General features: G+C 67.0%; 10 protein-coding genes. 6 read left to right on the top strand and 4 right to left on the bottom strand.

What is annotated here, in order from left to right:
• Positions 1 to 227: 227 nt before the first annotated feature.
• On the bottom strand, positions 228 to 3,653 hold the full coding sequence (locus tag ACWEO2_RS22545; protein ID WP_452407108.1) for a protein kinase domain-containing protein: 3,426 nt from the start codon (positions 3,651 to 3,653) through the stop codon (positions 228 to 230).
• 690 nt (positions 3,654 to 4,343) lie between these two features.
• Between ACWEO2_RS22545 and ACWEO2_RS22540 the strand changes: the two genes are divergently transcribed.
• The 4 genes from ACWEO2_RS22540 (at position 4,344) to ACWEO2_RS22525 (ending at position 9,183) form a co-directional block, all read left to right on the top strand.
• The gene (locus ACWEO2_RS22540) at positions 4,344 to 6,563 is read left to right on the top strand and encodes an MMPL family transporter (RefSeq protein ID WP_452407107.1); all 2,220 of its coding nucleotides are present in this window, start codon (positions 4,344 to 4,346) and stop codon (positions 6,561 to 6,563) included.
• Between the two features lie 190 nt (positions 6,564 to 6,753).
• Positions 6,754 to 7,149: a DUF4342 domain-containing protein gene (locus ACWEO2_RS22535; RefSeq protein WP_452407106.1), complete on the top strand. Its 396-nt coding sequence runs from the start codon at positions 6,754 to 6,756 to the stop codon at positions 7,147 to 7,149.
• A gap of 156 nt (positions 7,150 to 7,305) precedes the next feature.
• Positions 7,306 to 7,695, top strand: a complete 390-nt coding sequence (locus ACWEO2_RS22530) for a putative quinol monooxygenase (protein WP_452407105.1) — start codon at positions 7,306 to 7,308, stop codon at positions 7,693 to 7,695.
• Between the two features lie 24 nt (positions 7,696 to 7,719).
• Positions 7,720 to 9,183, top strand: coding sequence for a wax ester/triacylglycerol synthase family O-acyltransferase (locus ACWEO2_RS22525; protein ID WP_452407104.1), 1,464 nt, complete (start codon positions 7,720 to 7,722; stop codon positions 9,181 to 9,183).
• A gap of 30 nt (positions 9,184 to 9,213) precedes the next feature.
• On the opposite strand, the gene ACWEO2_RS22520 is transcribed toward ACWEO2_RS22525, so the two are convergent.
• Positions 9,214 to 9,435, bottom strand: a complete 222-nt coding sequence (locus ACWEO2_RS22520; protein ID WP_452407103.1) for a hypothetical protein — start codon at positions 9,433 to 9,435, stop codon at positions 9,214 to 9,216.
• Between the two features lie 828 nt (positions 9,436 to 10,263).
• Here ACWEO2_RS22520 and ACWEO2_RS22515 point away from each other — a divergent pair.
• Positions 10,264 to 12,285: a hypothetical protein gene (locus ACWEO2_RS22515; RefSeq protein WP_452407102.1), complete on the top strand. Its 2,022-nt coding sequence runs from the start codon at positions 10,264 to 10,266 to the stop codon at positions 12,283 to 12,285.
• Between the two features lie 402 nt (positions 12,286 to 12,687).
• Positions 12,688 to 14,481, top strand: coding sequence for a serine/threonine-protein kinase PknD (locus tag ACWEO2_RS22510; protein WP_452407101.1), 1,794 nt, complete (start codon positions 12,688 to 12,690; stop codon positions 14,479 to 14,481).
• A 62-nt stretch (positions 14,482 to 14,543) separates the two neighbouring features.
• Here the strand turns inward: ACWEO2_RS22510 and ACWEO2_RS22505 are convergent, their stop codons facing one another.
• Together ACWEO2_RS22505 and ACWEO2_RS22500 are read right to left on the bottom strand one after the other, a co-directional pair.
• Entirely contained in the window at positions 14,544 to 15,023 is a 480-nt protein-coding gene (locus tag ACWEO2_RS22505) for a hypothetical protein (protein ID WP_452407100.1), read from the bottom strand.
• Positions 15,020 to 16,264, bottom strand: a complete 1,245-nt coding sequence (locus ACWEO2_RS22500; RefSeq protein WP_452407099.1) for a hypothetical protein — start codon at positions 16,262 to 16,264, stop codon at positions 15,020 to 15,022. The genes ACWEO2_RS22505 and ACWEO2_RS22500 overlap by 4 nt, the downstream gene beginning before the upstream one ends.
• Positions 16,265 to 16,310 lie beyond the last annotated feature (46 nt).

The following is a 16,310-nucleotide window of genomic DNA, read 5'->3' as shown; positions in this document are numbered from 1 at the left end:
AAGGTGTCCGTCGGGAGCGGACCGAGCCCCGGGACGGCTCCGACACTAATTGAAGTTGACGTCGGATTCAATTGTGGTTCCGCCGGCCTGTGAGTTGCCGCTGCGATCGGTGCGGGTCCGCGAACTCGTGCTACTACGCCGGGGACCGGTCTATAGCTGATATTCCGGAGTATTACACCCACCGGGTGACATGGCGGCGTTCGAGCCACTGAGATCGGCCTCCGTGATCAAGGGCGTTCTACCTCGTATCCCGATAGGGCTTTGCGGAGGAACGGACGCGGGATATCGGGGGCCACCGCGGGGTCCGCGCAAAGGGCTTCCAGGATGTGGCGCAGCGGTCGGCCCTCGTCGGCCACGAAGCGGATCAGTCCGTGCTCGGCGCAGCGCGCAAGTGCCGGGGCCGCGGCGGCGATCGCCTCGTCCATCCGTCCCGCCTCGGAAAGGCAGGCCGCCCAGAGGAGTTCGGCTGCCGTAATGTCACGGGGCCGGTTATCGGCGGCGATTTCGCGCGCCAGCGCCTCGGCGCGTGTGCAGGCCTGCTCGGTTGCGGCGGGGGAGTGCGCGCCGAGCAATAGCCGAATCGCGCTGTCCTGCTGGAATTCCGCGGTAAGCGTGTGCAAGGTGTTCGGCAGGCGGCGATACGGCGGCAGTTGGACCAGCGCGTCACGGTCCTGTGGATCGATGGGCAGCCCGATGCGCACGCGTTCGTTCACGATCCGCGCGGCGAGCCGGGGCAGTGCGAGGTTCTTCGCGATCTCGGCGCCCTCGGCCAGTCGGGCCGCGGCTGCGTCCATATCTCCGCGCAGTGATTTGACCCGCGCCCCGATGGCGTAGGTGGCCATCATGATATCAACGAGTGCGAATTCCGGTCCCAGCGCGGCACTTTCGTCGAGCAGCGCCTCGGCCTCGGCGATATCGCCGACGTCGTATCGAATCGCGCCGAGCAGAGCCGAAGCCAGCTGGGCGCCGTAGGAGTGCATTCCGATCGTCTGCGCCAGCGCGAGCCCGGTGCGCAGCTCGGATTCGGCCGCCGCGATATCGAGCTGTTCACTCGCCGCCAGACCGGACAGACAGTAGCCGTATACGATGCCGAAGGGGCCCGTGCGCTTCGGGTGATACGGCGCGGCCCACCGCTGCCACCGGCGCGCCTCGTCGAAATCGAAGTTGTACATCGCGCACATGGACGCGACGTTGGCGCCGATCATGGCAAAGAACGAGTCGATCGCCCCCGCCGAAGCGTCTTGCTGCAGGCGCTGCTGGACCAGCTCCGGCAGGCACTCGAAGTCGTCGGCGAACAATCCCGATGTGGCGCGGATCAGGGCAACCTCGGCCCGCATATCGGCGGTTTCGGTCTCGTCCCGCATGCCCGAATCCAGCATCGCCTCAACCATATCCAGTGCGGTACGGGCGGGCTGGAGGCGTTGCAGCGTCACATCGGACCAGGCCACCAGCAGTTGCACCCGCGGGTTCGTATTCGCATAGGCCGGTGGCAGCTTCGCAACCAGTCCGAGCAGTGTCGCCATCTTCGACCGTTCCAGCAGTTCGAATCCGTGTTCCTCGATAATGCGCGCCGCGCCGGGGGCGTCGTTCGCGGCCAAGGCGTGGTCGACCGCTTCGGGCAACATCCTGTGGTCCGCGAACCAGGTCGATGCGGCCGCGTGCAGCCGTCGCAGCCGCGCCGGGTCCTGACGAGCGAGCCGGTGCCGCATCAGATCCGCGAAGAGCCGGTCGAATCGGAACCATTCCGACTCGTCATCGACGCGACGCAGGAACAGGTCCAGATGCTCGGCCTCCTCGAGCATTTCCTGTCCATATGTCACGTCGGCGAGAGTGTTGGCGAGGTCGCCGCAGATGGTATCGGTCACCGAGGTCGACACCAGGAAGTCGAGCAGGGCGGGGTCCACAGTGTCCAGTACATTCGCCGCGACGTATTCGCTGATGGCGTAGCTGTGCCCGGACAGCCGTCCGATGTATTCGGCGGGATTTTCCTTGCCGCGCAAGGACATCGACGCGAGTTGCAGCGCGGCCGCCCAGCCCGCGGTCGATTCGCGTAGCTGCGTGATATCGGCCGCGGTCAGTGGCAGCTGATTGACATCGCGGAGGAATGAACTGGTCTCCGCATCGTCGAAGCGCAGATCTTCGGAATCGATTTCGACGAGTTCGTCGCGCACGCGCATCCGGCTGATCGGGAGTCCGGCCGGGCTTCGGCTGGTGACGATGAGGCGCAGGTGGTGGCAGGCATTGTCGAGCAGGAATTCCATTGCCGCGAGCGCATCGTGATTGGTGACCTGGTGCCAGTCATCGATGACCACCGCGAATGTTTCCCCACTGGAGTGGATTTCGTTGATCAACGCGGTGATCACATAGCGGGTGGCGTCGGTCGCGCGTTCCTCCAGGATCTGGTTCAGTTCGCGGCCGAGCGTCGGTCGGATCCGGCGGATCGCCTCGACCAGATGCGCCAGGAACCAGACGGCATTGTTGTCATCGCCATCGATGGTGAGCCAGGCGACCTGAACCCCCTCGGATTCCAGGGTGCTCGCCCATTGAGCGGCCAAGGTGCTCTTTCCGAATCCGGCCGGCGCGTGGATCACGGTCAGCCGACGCTGCTGGCCTTCGCGCAGCATGCCCAGCAACCGGGGACGGCCCACGAGCGCACGCGGCGGCGTCGGTGGCCGGAATTTGGTCAGCGCAGCCGGTGGGACCGCAGGTCCTACCGGCTGGGGTAGGACGTACTGCGGCGCCGCCGGTTCGGCGCGGACCGCGCGGGCGGAACCGGCGGCCGGGACGTGGTCGCGCAGTGCGTCCCGCAATAGATGCTGGTAAGCGGCAGCGGATTCCGGGCGGGCCGCCGGATCGATCGCCATGGCCGCTTCGATGGCGGCGACGGCATCGGCCGGAATCGCTGTCCCCTTCAGGTCCGGGATCGGCTCGGTCGTCATGCGTACGAATTGCGCCATTACGCTCTCGCCGGTCCGGCGTTCGAAGGCCGCGTGCCCGGTCAACAGGCAGAACAGCGTCGCGCCGAGACTGTAGATATCCGAAGCCGGGCTCGGTTGCGCACCACCCAGCACCTCGGGTGCGGTGAATGCGGGTGTGCCGGTGATGAGTCCGGTCGCCGTCTCGAAGCCGCCGCCGATGCGGGCGAGGCCGAAGTCGGCCAGTTGCGGTTCGTCGTAGTCGGTGACCAGGATATTGGCGGGTTTCACATCGCGGTGGATGGTTCCCTCGGCATGTGCGGCGGCCAGCGCCCCGGCGATGCGTTCACCGATGGACAGCACCTCGTCCCACGGTATCGGTCCGGTCGTGCGTAGCCGGTTTTCCAGCGAACCTCGGGAGTGGAACGGCATGACGATATAGGGCCGACCGGTTGCGGTGATACCGGCCTGCAGGATCTGCACGATGTTCGGATGCCCCGACAGCCGCCCCAGCGCATGCTGTTCGCGGACGAACCGTTCCCGGTCCTCATCGCGGAATTCCGCGGTGAGGACCTTCACCGCCACGGCGCGGTCCAGCGATCGTTCGAAGCAGCGGTAGACGACGCCGAAACCGCCCCGCCCGATCTCCTGCGCGTCGAAGAATCCGGCCGCGGCCAGTTCGGCAGCGAGACCGACCTGCAGGTCACGCTGGGTTGCGGTGGGGTCGAATTCCGGCATGGCCTATTGCCTCACCGTGCCGAATTCCGGTGATTCGGCATCGGCGGGAGTCGCCGCGTGGCTTCGCACCGGCTGCGGAGGTAGCAAACCATACGATCACCTCACGAGGCAGAACACCGGCCCCGACAATTCGATCATAGCGACCATTACGGTTGCCGCGGCGTCTCATGCGAGAACCTCTGTGTTGCAGGGACTTACGGGCTCAATGTGGCTGTCCGCAGGCGGGAGATGGCGAAGGCCGGGTATCGCGATCGTGGCGGCAGCTTTCCGGGCGGCGTGATCAGCAGCTATCGGCGGCCGCCTGCACTGTGGTGGGTCACTGTATCCGCTGACAAGAGGGCACCGGTGGGCCTCCGCCGTACCGGCCCGCCGTCACGCCCGGGCGTCTACGGCTACGGCAAATCGAGCCTCCGCGTCCTCGACGAACTGTGCCATCACCTGAGACCACAGTTCTCGGACCGTGCCGGTGCGCAGCGCCGCGGCGCCGCGGAGGCGGCCGAACGGTGGTGGCGAAGGTGTCGACGAAGGCCCCGATGGCGTCGCGCCAGCCCTGTTCGGCACACTGTTGCAGCTAAGTTGCTGACCGTTTCTGCATTTATGAGGAAATCATCATATTGCGTGTTATCGTACCGACGTAGTGCGTGCTCGCTCCGTTGCTGTGTCCGTTGGTGTCTCGAGGAGAGGACCCGCGTGTCTCGGTATCTGTTCGCTCTTGGTCGGGTGGTAGTGCGTCGCCGCTGGTGGGTGCTGGCGGTGTGGATCGTGCTGTTGGTCGGCGCGATCTGTTTCGCCGCGGGAACCGGTGGGAAGACGAACGACAATTTCACGGTTCCCGGTACCGAGTCGCAGGATGCCGTGTCATTGCTGCGGCAGCGGATGCCGACGTTCAGTGGTGCGCAGATGCAAGTCGTGTTCGCTACGCCCGGTCTGGCCAAGGTGACCGACCAGCAGGTGCGGACCGAGATCGAACAGACGATGACCGGGTTGCAGGGACTCCCGCAGGTCGCTGTGGTCGTCGACCCGTTCCAGGCCAAGGCGGTGTCGCCGGATCAGCGTGTCGCGCTGGGCACCGTGCAATTCTCGGTGTCGGCCGGTGAGGTCGGCGGGGACACCCTCGACGGGGTGGACCGCCTCGCGGCCCCCGCGCGCGAGGCCGGTCTCGACGTGCAGTTCTCCGGTGCGGTGTATCCGGGCTTCACGGCCGAGATCCCGCACACCCCGGAGCTTCTCGGCATCGTCGCGGCATTCGTCATCCTGCTGATCACCTTCGGTGCGGTGGTCGCCGCGGGGTTGCCCATCATTACGGCGTTGGTGGGTGTCGGTATCGGGCTCACCGGGATTCTGGGAGTGGCCGCCTTCGTCGACGTGCCGTCGGCCGCGACCTCGCTGGCCCTGATGCTCGGTCTGTCCTGTGGCATCGATTACGCGCTGTTCATCCTGTCGCGGCATCGGCATCACATCGTGCTGGGAATGGCTGCGTCGGAGGCGATTCCGCTGGCGGTCGGGACAGCGGGCAGTTCGGTGGTATTCGCGGCGATAACGGTCATCATCGCGCTGTGCGGGCTGACGGTGGCGGGCATACCGTTCCTCACCGTCATGGGTCTGACGGCCGCCGGCGCGGTGCTGGTGGCCATGCTCGTCGCATTGACGCTGCTGCCCGCGCTGCTGGGCTTCGCCGGTGACACCGTCGCCAGGTTCATCTCACCGCCGCTGCATCCGGGCAAGGCGGAGGAGGTGGCGCGCATCGCCGCCTACGAGCCCGAGCGCACGGCCGGGCATGCGTGGGGACGTTTCGTCACCCGATTCCGTATCCCGTTGCTGGTTCTCGGCATAGCGATTCTCGTCGCCGCGGCCATTCCGGCCACCCGCATGGACCTCGGGCTGCCCAGCGGTGCCACCCAGCCGGAGAAGAGCACCGCCCGCAAGGCCTATGACCTGGTCAGCCGGTCCTTCGGTCCCGGTTTCAACGGACCCCTGCTGGTGGTCACCGACCTGTCCAAGGCCACCGGCCCGGACGCCGCGCAAACGCTGATCGGTCGGCTGCAGCAGGAACCCGACGTCGCCGCCGTACAGCTCGCGGCCTCCGGGAACGGGTTGGTGCTGATCCAGGTCGTTCCCAAGACCGGCCCCAACGACTCCGCGACGACCGATCTGGTGAACCGGTTGCGTGACGACCGTGACCGCGTCGAAAGTGGCACCGGCGCAACGTATCTGGTCGGTGGTACCACGGCGGCCAATATCGACACCTCGAAGCGGCTGGCCGGTGCACTGCCCATCTTCCTCGCGGTCGTGGTGGGTCTGGCGCTGCTCTTGCTCACCATCGCCTTCCGTACGATTCTCGTCCCGCTGACCTCGATCGTCGGCTTCATCCTCTCGGTGTTCGCCGCCCTCGGCGCGCAGGTGGCGGTATTCCAATGGGGCTGGGGCGCAAGTCTTTTCGATGTCAACAAGGCGCAGACGCTGAGCTTCCTGCCGATCATCACCTTGGCCATCATCTTCGGCCTGTCCAGCGACTATCAGATCTTCGTCGTCTCGCGGATCAAGGAGGAATACACCCGCACCGCCGATGCGATCGCCTCGGTGCAGAACGGCGTCGCGCACTCCGCGCGCGTCGTCACCGCCGCCGCGCTGATCATGTTCGGGGTGTTCGTCGCGTTCACCACCACCGACAATCCGATCGTCAAACCACTGGCATTCACCCTGGCGATCGGCGTGCTGTTCGATGCCTTCATCGTCCGGCTGACCCTGGTGCCCGCGGTCATGGCCCTGATCGGAAACCGGATGTGGTACCACCCGCGCTGGTTCGCCCGCTACATCCCCGACCTCGATATCGAGGGTGCCGAACTCGAACGCCGATTCGCCCACGATACCGAAGCCGAAGTGCCACAGGGCATTACCGAACCGTCATGACGCTCGTTCGTTAACGGCGACGATGCGGCGATCCCGAATACCACCGCGATCGTGACCGGCGCGTCGGGCGGGTATCGGCGCCGACATAGGCCGATCAACGGGTGGCGAATTGACCCCGGCAGTCGGGCCGGTCGGCCCGGTGCGGGGTAGACCTTCGGCCCTGCCGCGAGGCGGTCCCGAAGACGACGATGTGAAGAACAACAGGGGTCCCGGCCAAGAGTCGGATATCGAGGCTGAGCCGCAGGAACGGAGCGGACGCGGTCTGCCCGACAGCCCAGCGGAGGCGGTGAACGGAATGACGCAGCAAGTGACGACATCGACAGAGCAGATCGACGTGCAGGGCGGCCACCTGGTGGACAGGGTCAAGGAACTGGTCCACGAAGGCAACGTTCGTCGGATCATCATCAAGGACTCCGACGGCAAGACCGTGATGGAGGTCCCCGTGACGGTCGGCGTGGTCGGCTTCCTCCTCGCGCCCACTGTGGCCGCGATCGGAGCGCTCGCCGCGCTCGCCGCGGACTACTCGATCGAAGTCGAACGAGAGACTCCCGACTCGACAGACGCCGGCACCACTGCGCCGGCGTAGAAATGCGGGTGTGCCACGCGCCCACTGGCCGCGCTCTCGGAAAACGCCCACCGGCTTCGGCGGCTACCCCGAGGAGGACGATGCGCTCGCCGATGAGTGGGTGTTCGTTTCGGCACACCCGGTCTTGCTAGGTCGGAACGACCGCACCCGATGTCGATGACGGGAGGAGTTATGGGACATCTGGAACTGCACGCACACATGAAGATCCGTCCAGGTCAACTGGAAGGGTTCAAGGCTCGAGCGGCCGAGATCATGCGGCTGACCCGAGAGCAGGACACGCAGACCCTTCGCTTCGACTGGTTCATCAGCGAGGACGGAACCGAATGCGAGGTCCACGAGGTGTACCCGAGCGGACAAGGGCTGATCGAGCACAACACACACATCATGGACGCGCGGGCGATCCTCTTCGAGAACTACGCCTACGACCACCGCATGACCGCCTTCGGCGAAGTCTCCCAGGAGCTCAGGGAACTCGCATACAAGCACGCCGGAGGAATCACTGTTTACTCGTTCCTCCAAGGCCTCGGAACCGCGGCGGCTGTCTAGGCCACCAGGAAGGGATGTGAGGTCATGGCCGAGATCCGTCTGCTGGAACGGGTGACCGCTTCGGATCTGTTCCTGCTGCTCTGGGACGACTACGGCTGGTCCACCGATATCGGCGGGCTCGCCATCCTCGACGGGACAAGCCTGCTCGACGAGGACGGCGGCGTCCGACTCGACGTGGTCCGGCGACACCTCGAGCCGAGAATGCACCTGGTGCCGCGCTTCCGGCAGCTGCTGTACCGGCCTCGCCTCGGGCTGGGCTGGCCGCTGTGGATCGACGCGCCCGCCTTCGACCTCGCTGAGCACATCCACGTCCATGCGCTCGCCGCGCCCGGCGACCAGGACCAGTTGCTGCAGACATGCCAGCAGCTGGCCCGGCGACCGTTCGATCCCGCCCGGCCGCGGTGGGAGCTGTGGCTGCTGCCCGGTCTGCCGGACCACCGGGTCGGTGCGTTCTTGAAGCTGCATCACGTCCTCGCCGACGGCCCCGCCGCGATGGCGGCCTTCGGGGCGCTGCTCGATCGGACCGCTGACGCGCCTGTCGAGGGTGCACCGCCATGGACGCCGACAGCCACCCCGTCCACCGGTGAGCTGCTCCGCGACAACCTGCGCCGCCGCCGACGGGAACTAGGGCTCGGGTGGTCGGGCCTGGTCCATCCGACCAGAACACTGCGCCTGGCGCGCCGTGCGTTACCGGCCTGGCGGGAGGTGCTCACCGAAAAGCCGGCCCCACGAACCAGCCTCAACCGCCCCGTAGGCCCCGAGCGCCGACTGACCATCGTCCGCGGCCGCCTCGACCCCGTCGTACACGTCGCCCATCTCCATCACGCCACGGTCAACGACGTGGTGCTGACCGCGGTCGCCGGCGGCCTGCGCCAGCTGCTGGCAAGCCGCGGCGAGGATGTCCAAGGGCTCGTCCAGCGCGCGATGGTGACCATCTCCCACCACGAGGCGCGGCCCGGCGAAGCGCAAGGCAACACGCCCGGATGGATGATGGTGCCGCTGCCGGTCGGTGAACCGGACCCGCTGCGCCGGCTCGCGATGATCGCCGCAGAGACAAGCGCACGGAAGCACAGGGCTCGCCCTGAGGCGGGCAGCGGGATCTTCAGATTCGTTGTCGGCCAGCGCATCTGGTACCGGCTGTTTCCGCGGCAGCGGTCAGTGAACCTGGTCGTGAGCAACGTCCCGGGTCCGCCGATGCGGCTGTATCTCGCCGGTGCGCCGCTGCTGGAGGTGTTCCCCCTACTGCCGCCCATGGGCAACCTGACTCTCGTCGTCGCCGCCCTGTCGTACGCCGGTCAGCTCAACCTCACTGCCGCCGCTGACCAGGACAGCTGCCCGGACGTGGAGGTGTTCGCCCGCGGGGTGCGCAGTGCCCTCGACGACCTCGCGCAATCGGTCCCGGGGTCCGAGACCGGCGGGCGGGCCGGTGCCGCGGAGCCGGTACCGACGCCCAACGTGTCGGCTACGTCGCGTCGGTCACCGCGGTGATCGATCCCGGCGCCGCTTTGCCGACGTTGATCATGGTCCGAGGAACAATCGTTCGCACGGCAGGCGCGGCAGCAGCCGACGGTTCTCGACGGCTTCGTGCATCAATTCGATTGTGCACCAGCGCTTTCGTTTCCAATCGTGGACCAAATTGCGTACTGCCGCAGCGGTGGCGGCGTAGTCCAAGCCCCTACCGGCCAGCCAGATCCGCAGGTGCAGATCACCTTCCGGCGGAGTCCATTGTTCGGAATTCACGGCTTATCGTTTCCTCGGGCAACGCAATGACCAGTCGACATTTCCGGATGAGTCCTACTTGTGTGCGGCGCGACAGCGGTCGCCGCCGTACCAGGCCGCCGGATATGGGGGCTGCGAGTCCTGCGTCGCTGCTGCCGCGCACGGATGCCGTGGCGGACGGGTGGGCAGGTCCGATCACGGGCCACCCTGGTCGGCCGCTCCCCTCATAGACGCGGCCGGCCGGGAGCCGATGACGATTAGGTGCTGCTAGGCGACTGTTTCGGTACGCGCGGCGTATCCGTGTGCCTCGGCCACAGACTCGGACGGATTCCGATCTTCATCTGCACTCCTCGTTCTCGGCGGTCAGGTGACGGTGACCCGCCGCACTCTGTAGGGAGTTAGTGTGAAGATTATGCGTACGGTTCGCTATAATCCTGAAGATAATTCTTTGTTCTGTAGGGAATTATCCCCAATCATCGGTTCGACATAGTGGATGGCCTGCTCGGTCGAAGCTTCTTCGGGTCCGGTCGCGTCGGACGGACATCCGGACCGCCGCGGAGTCGCACCGCGCCACATACCCGAATTCATAAGGATCGCCCGCGATGAATGCGCCCGACAGCCGGGCGACCGGGACTCCCCGCGAGCCGGGGAGTGCCGCGGACCTGCCGGCGGGGATCTGATCCCTCTGAAGGCGGGGCGCTGGCGCGAGTAGCCCGGACTTCGATGCTTCCCCACTCGTGACGAGGCCGTCCTGGAGCGCGCGGTCGTCGTACCGGACGAGCGATTGTCCAGGCGGCGCGCGGTCGGAGATGTCCGGGGAGCGATGGGCCGTCCGGCCATGATGGGATCATGACGAGCATCGGCAGGGGTGTGCTGGCCGCAGGGACCGCGCTGGTGCTGGCGATCGGGACCGGATGCGCGCGGGAATCGGGGTCCGCAGGGCTTCGGTTTACGGTTGCCGAGGGCCTGAACAGCAACGAATTCATCCGGGAGGGGCCGGTCGCGGCGCATCTGGTGTTGCGCTCGGGCCGGGACCCGCGGATGGTGGTGGCCTTCCCGGCCGGTGACAGCGGCGTCGGAGTATGGTTCGCGCCGCTGTCCGCCCCGGCCGCCTGGACCGTCACCGGTACGCCACAGCCGCGCCGGGAGAGCGATTCTCGCGGGCGGCCGCTGTACGGTATCGCGTTCGAGGCCACGATCGCGGCCCCGGAACTGGTACTGAACCAGGCGATCCTGTCCAGTGTCCGGGTGCTGCGCGATTTCGATCAGCACGGCACGGTTGCGCCGGAAGTCCTTGTCGCACCTACCGTTTCGGGCAATACGCTCGGCTGGGCGCGAGACCGCCTCGACGGCGCGCCTGGCTACCGCCTGACCATCACCGTGACCGACGGCAGTGTGCGACCGGGCGGCACGGCCCTGGCCGCGGGTGCCGACGGTCGCATCGGCCTGCGGATCTCCTCGCTGACCGGTGACACACCACTGACGCCCTTGCCGGGGAACGATCTGCTCAACGGCACGCAGCGCCGACTCGGCTCCGCGGAGAACACGCTCGCGTACCTGGGCTACCGGGAGAAGTTCCTCGCCGGCTCATGGCATTTCGACACCTACTTCGGCCGGGACACCCTCATCTCGCTAATGCTGCTCATGCCCGCGCTCGCACCCGCGGCAGTGGACGCCGGACTGGATTCGGTCCTGACCCGGCTGAGCCCGGACGGCCGGGTCGCCCACGAGGAGTCGGTATCGGAATACGCCGTCCTCCAGCATCGCCGCCAGGACGGGACCGCCAGTGCCGCACCGATCTACGACTACGCAATGATCGATGAGACCTATCTGCTAGCACCGGTGATCGCCGCCTATCTGCTCGACGACCGTGCCGGTTCGGCGCATGCCCGCGACTACTTCCGAGCCGATCCCCGTCGCGCGACCGATCTGGTCGGGAACCTGCGACGCGTCGTGGCGACGGCGGGCGCGTTCGCGCGGGATCCGCGGTACGCCAATCTGATCGGGCTGCCGCCCGGCCAGGCGGCGGGACAGTGGCGCGACAGCGCCGACGGCCTCGCGGGCGGGTGGTACCCGTACGACGTGAACTGCATACTCGTGCCCGCCGCGCTCGAGGCTGCCGCACGCTTGGCCGGAAGCGGGCTGCTCGATCCCGTACTCGGCGCCGCGGACCGGGCGGCGTTGGTCCAGGCCGCCGCCGACGCGACGATCTGGCGCTCCACGGCGGCCCGTCTGTTCTCGGTGACCATGGGCAATGCCGACGCCGTCCGTGCCGTCACGGCCTATGCCACCGAGGTCGGCGTCCGGCCCGACGACGCGCTCGCCGCGCTCGGCTCGAATCCCTTCTCTTTCAACGCCATTGCCCTGGACGCCGACGGCGGGCCGATCCCCGTAGTGCATTCGGACGAGGTCTTCGACCTGCTGTTCGGCGCACCCGCGCCCGAGGCGCTCGCGCGCGAGATCGCGATCATGGCCGCGCCGTTTCCGCTGGGCCTGACGACCGGTGCGGGCGTGCTCGTCGCGAACCCGGTCTTCGCCGATCCCGATGTGCGGCAGCGGTTCACCGCACACGACTACCACGGGACCGTCGCCTGGTCCTGGGTGCAGGCCGCCTTCGCCGCGGGTCTGAACCGCCAGCTCGCCCGGACGGACCTGCCCGGCGCCGTTCGTGATCAGCTGATCGTCGCGCGAAAAGCCCTGTGGCAGACGATCGATGCCGTCGCACCCATGCGGAATTCGGAACTGTGGAGCTGGATCTACCGCGACGGCGCCTACCAGCCGGTGGCCTTCGGCGCGGAAACCGCCGACGTGACCGAATCTGATGCCGCCCAGCTGTGGAGCACGGCCTACCTCGCCATCGCCCCGCCGTGATCGTCCCGGCACCCGGATGCCATCGGCGGCAAAGTGGTCACCACACGAAGGGATGAGTCGTGCGCGGGTGGCTGCCGTAGTGCTTCTTCAGGCGCTCGAGGTTGGCGGATTCCGTGTCGTCGGCGAGAGCTTATGCTGCGACGCCGAACTTGCGACAGGTTTGTTGGCGGATTTCTGGGCACGATCCGCGCACTCGCACCGCTAGCGGGTCAGTGCCCGGCCGCGTACTTGCCGGGACGAGCATGGCTGGGAAATTCGCGCGCCGACGATAGCGCCGACTCGCAACTGTCTGGCCTGGCTAAATCAACTAGTGTGGGGCTACCCGCTCGCGAGCGGAGGTTGGAATGCAAGCAAGTACATCATTTGCCAGTCGGGTGGTCACGGGACGGCACAATGGATGACATGTCAACGGGTGGCGGGGACGCCACTTGGGTGCCAGCGCAGGCGTTCGGCCGCTATCGGCTGCTGTCGCTGCTGGGGCAGGGCGGCATGGGCCAGGTGTGGCGGGCGCAGGATTCGCTGACCAACCGGGTGGTGGCGCTCAAGCTGTTGCCCGAGCGCTTCGCTGATGACGAGCAGCTGCGCGAGCGGTTCCGCCGGGAGTGCCGCGCGGTCGCGCAGTTGACCGAGCCGCATGTGATCCCCATCCACGACTTCGGCGATATCGATGGTCGGCTCTATCTGAATATGCGCTTGATCGAGGGCACCGACCTGCGCAGGGTGATCACGCGAGAAGGGGCCTTGTCGCCGTGGCGGGCAGTGGCGATCATCACACAGGTGGCCGGCGCGCTGCAGGCGGCCCACGACGCCGGGCTGGTCCACCGCGATGTCAAACCCACCAACATCCTGCTGGGGGCCGATGAGTTCGCCTACCTGATCGACTTCGGGATCGCCCACGCCGCCGACGACCGCACGCTGACCTCGACCGGCGAGACCATCGGCACCGTCGCCTACATGGCGCCGGAGGAGATCGCCGCGGAGGTCAAGGCCGATGCCCGAGTGGACGTGTACGCATTGACGTGCGTGCTGCACGAGTGCCTGACCGGCCACCCGCCGTTTGCGAGCACGTCGGGGATGCAGGGTGTGCTCGCCCATCACCTGCACACCCCGCCCCCGCGTCCGAGCAGTACTACACCCGAGGTACCGACTGCGTTCGATGCGGTCATCGCCAAGGGAATGGCCAAAGACCCCGGCGATCGTTACCAGACCGTGCGCGAGCTGGCCGCGGCGGCCTCGGCCGCGATGGGCGATTCCGCGGTCGGCTCCACCGGGGGCATGGCTGCGCGCCATGGGCGGCGAATCAGATTGTCGCCCAGGGCCGCCGGGCTGCTCGCCGCCGTGGTCGCGGTGGCGGTGGCGGCCGCCGTAGCTTTCTTCATCGGTGTCCAACGGGAATCAGGTGGCGGTGGCAACTCGCCCAAACCTATCGCCCCGGGCTACTCGTCACAGATTCCGCTGCCGTTTACCGGCGTCAGCCTGCCCACCGGTGTGGCGGTCGACAATGCGGGCAACGTATACGTCACCGACATGGGTAGCGATCGGGTGCTGAAATTGGCGGCGGGCGCGTCGACGCCGACCCCGCTGCCGTTCACCGGCCTGAAGAACCCCCAGGATGTGGCGGTCGACAATGCGGGCAACGTATACGTCAGCGACACGAGTAACGATCGGGTGCTGAAATTGGCGGCGGGCACGTCGACGCCGACCCCGCTGCCGTTCACCGGCCTGAAGGATCCCCATGGTGTGGCGGTCGACGGGGCGGGAGACATATACGTCGCCGACCGGGGTAATGATCGGGTGCTGAAATTGGCGCCGGGCGCGGCGGCGCCGACGACGCTGCCGTTGACGGGGCTCCAAGGTCCCGATGGTGTGGCGGTCGACCCGGCGGGCGACGTATACGTCACCGAATTGGGTAGCGAGCATGTGACGAGGCTGGCGGCGGGCGCGGCGGCACCGACCGTGTTGCCGTTTACCGGGCTAAAAGATCCCCAGGGTTTGGCGGTCGACCCGGCGGGAGACGTGTACGTCGTCGACTGGGGTAACAAATGGGTGGTGATGTTGGCGCCGGGCGCGTCGACGCCGACCCCGCTGCCGTTCACCGGCCTGAAGAATCCCCAGGGTGTGGCAGTCGACTCGGCGGGCGACATATACATCACCGATCTCGGCCAAGATCCGGTGGTGAAACTCCCGGCCGGCTGACCCCCGTTCCGCGTAATTCTGGGGTTCCGCAGATTTCTGGCGGCACCGATCAACAGGCGCGGTCAGTCGCGCTGCGCGCCCTCCGGCCAGACCACGGTCACAGGGATATCGCGCTCTCGCGCCACGGCGACCACATCGGCGGTCCCGCCGTAGCCGCGCGCCGGTTTGCCGTCCCACACCGCGAACAGCTCGTCGGCCGCGTCTAGCATCCGCACGCTGCCCGCCTGGTGCGCCTCAGAGGTCGACTCTTCGTAGTCGAGCGTGATCACGTCGAGCGCAGCGGCGAGCAGTTCGTCATAGGTGTGATGGTGGCTGGCGGGGAGACTGTCTCGGTATTGCCGCGCGGGCACAACGACAACAAGAGATCCGCCAGCGTCGAGCACCGCACGGGCGAACATCGTGTCGGCACCGTCAGCGATGCAACTGATTCCGATCAGCTCCGCACTGCCGCGCTCCGCTATCCGCGTCCGTAATGCCTTGTCCACCAATGATGTTGTGGCGTCCAGCAAGCCTCGATGTCCGGTGATCGCAATCCGCGTCATCGCCTGTCCCGTCTGTACAGAGTCACCAGGGCATCATCCAACGGGCGCGCCTCCACCGTGCACGGAGGCAGGCTGGCCCGGAATGATCGCGCGACCCGGGTGATTCGCTCGCTGTGCAACTCCAGACCGACTCGCAACGCCTCGGCCGCCAGCGTGCAACCCGCCTCGATGTCGCCGCTGCCCGCCAGAACATGCGCGTGCTCCACCTGTGCGAGTGCCCGCGATTTCTCCGCGCCGAGTGCAGGCCCAGCAGCCATGAACGCGGCTCGCGCTGCACGGTGATCGCCGAGTCGGCCGAGCGCGCTGGCTTGGTACCGGGCAGCCTTGGCACCGTCGAAGACGAATACCCACGGCCATTGCGCTTCGCCCCTTTGCCGGTTGGCGAGCCGTTCGGCACGCGCGAGCGCGGCAAGTGTGCCCTTGCGGTCGCCGGTAGCGGCGTACGCGACTGCAAGCAGGGATGACATCCACGCGGCTGCGCTATCGGGTGCGTCGTGCCCGAGTTGTGCTGAGGCGGTGTGCAGCAACGACAGTCCGGCGCGGCCGTCGCCAGTCTCGACTGCGTAATGCCCGAGGCTGGCGGTCATGTAGGCCACCAACAGCGGGTGATGGGTGCGCTCGGCGTAGCCGATGGCGTCGCTGTACCGCTGTCGCGCGGTCGCGTCGTCTCCTCGGTCGGCGGCGAGCCATGCAGCGAGCCCGGCCACTTCCGACAGGGTGCGGTAGCCGCTGGCGGTGCGCAACCGATCGTGCACGATGCCTGAGACAAGGCTCAGATGGGCCTCAACGGCTGGCCAGAGGCGATCGGACGGCACCGACGATTCCATGCGGCGATAGTTCGCGGTCGGCCCCGCCATCGTGTCGAGCAGTCCGGATTCGGTCGGTGCAGCATTCGTCAGCACTGCCGCGCCCACGACAAGCGTGCTCGTGAGGAATTGCTTTCGGTTCACGTCCTCGTCATCCACCGACTGCCGATGCCGGGTGAACCCGAGCTCGGCGTCTGTCGCAATGTTCAACACCGCACGCAGTGCAGCCCGGTAATGCTTTCTGGGCCACGTCGTTTCGCCTCGCTCCCATTTGCCGATGTGCCGTTCATCGACTGCGCCGCGCTTGTTCGTCGCACGGAATACGTGATCGTTGACGGCGTCGGCCAGTTCTTGGCGCGTCATCGAACGTCCCGGTGATCCAGGCGACTCCACACGCAACCGGGCCTCGATCAGCAGCTCGTTGCGCTCCGCCACGCCATTGAGCCTCTCTTCTGGACCTGGTCTCACCATAGTGGCTCAT

The sequence above is a fragment of the Nocardia sp. NPDC004278 genome, from assembly GCF_053602975.1.
This window is presented reverse-complemented; position numbering and strand designations above follow the sequence as displayed.